Annotated in this window: 1 protein-coding gene; it reads right to left on the bottom strand. The window is 63.8% G+C overall.

The annotated features are described in order from the left end of the window. Positions 1-1,514 (bottom strand): IncP-type conjugal transfer protein TraG (gene traG / locus ABD104_RS30085; protein WP_343928875.1); only part of this gene is annotated, 1,514 nt, incomplete at its 3' end. Positions 1,515-1,518: the final 4 nt, after the last annotated feature.

Raw genomic sequence — 1,518 nt, 5'->3', positions numbered from 1 at the left:
TAACAAGGAAATCTACAATCGACACCGCGCAACGCCCCAATCCTGCTGGATCGGTCACGTTCCCGAAATCGGCGGTCACGTTCGCCGAAATACGCACGCTTGGCCGTGCGCTCGTCGTTCGTGGCGAACGTCACCCGGACATGGCAGTTGTCCAGAATCGAGTGGTTCTGCCCATACGCCTTGTCGATCTGGTTCAGGCTTTGCGCGATGAGGAAACTGCGGATGCCGTAGCCCGCCATGAAGGCCAAGGCCGTCTCGAAGAAATCCAGGCGCCCCAGGGCCGGGAACTCATCGAGCATCAGCAGTAGCTTGTGACGGCGCTCGATGCCGTCGGAGCCATCGAGCGATTCCGTGAGGCGCCGCCCGATCTGGTTGAGGATCAGGCGAATGAGCGGCTTCGTCCGCGAAATGTCCGAAGGCGGCACCACGAGGTACAGCGACACCGGATGCTCGGCCGCGATCAGGTCGGCGATGCGCCAATCGCAACGCGACGTGACTTCGGCCACCGTGGGATCACGGTACAGGCCGAGGAACGACATGGCGGTGCTCAACACGCCGGAGCGTTCGTTGTCCGACTTGTTGAGCACTTCGCGCGCCGCCGAGGCCACGACCGAATGCGGGCCATCGCCGAGATGCGGCGTGGTCATCATCCGGTGCAAGGTCAGCTCGAACGGGCAAGCCGGGTCGGAGAGGAAGTTGGCGACGCCGCGCAGCGTCTTGTCTTCGCCTGCGTACAGCACATGCAGGATGGCGCCGACCAGCAGCGCGTGCGAAGTCTTCTCCCAATGGTTGCGGCGTTCGAGCGCGCCTTCGGGATCGACCAGGATGTCCGCGATGTTCTGTACGTCGCGCACCTCGTGCGCGCCGCGTCGAACTTCCAGTAGCGGGTTGTAGGCCGCCGACTTCGCATCCGTCGGGTTGAACAGCAGGCAGTGCGAGAAGCGCGAGCGCCAGCCGGCAGTGATCTGCCAGTTTTCGCCCTTGATGTCGTGGACGACGGCGGACGCCGGCCAGCTCAACAGCGTCGGCACCACCAGGCCGACGCCCTTGCCGGAGCGCGTCGGCGCGAAGGTCAGGACGTGTTCCGGGCCTTCGTGCCGCAAGTACTGGCCGTGGTGTTGGCCAAGGAAGACGCCCGCCGGGCTCGATAACCCAGCCTTGCGAATGTCATCCGCGTTCGCCCAGCGTGCCGAGCCGTAGGTGGTGACGAGGCGTGATTGGCGCGAACGCCAGATCGACATGCCGATGGCGACCAGCACGGCGACAAGGCCGCTGCCACCGGCAATCGCACCACCGATGTCAAAAACACGGGGCGCGTAGGCGTCGAAGAAGAACCACCACTCGAACAGCCGCCACGGGTGGTAGACCGGCGTGCCCAGGAAATCGAACCAGGGCGAGCCAAGGCGTACTTGATAGCCAAGGGTAATGCCCCCATTCTTACTGGGTCGCAGAAGTAGAAACTGATGCGGCCATGGCCAGCCGCTGCTTTGGTGTGAACCCGCCCAATGCCATATTCGG

It is taken from the genome of Pigmentiphaga daeguensis (genome assembly GCF_039523035.1).
Lineage (GTDB): Bacteria > Pseudomonadota > Gammaproteobacteria > Burkholderiales > Burkholderiaceae_B > Pigmentiphaga > Pigmentiphaga daeguensis.
The sequence above is the reverse complement of the archived record's forward strand: the minus strand, read 5'-3'. Positions and strand labels throughout refer to the sequence as shown.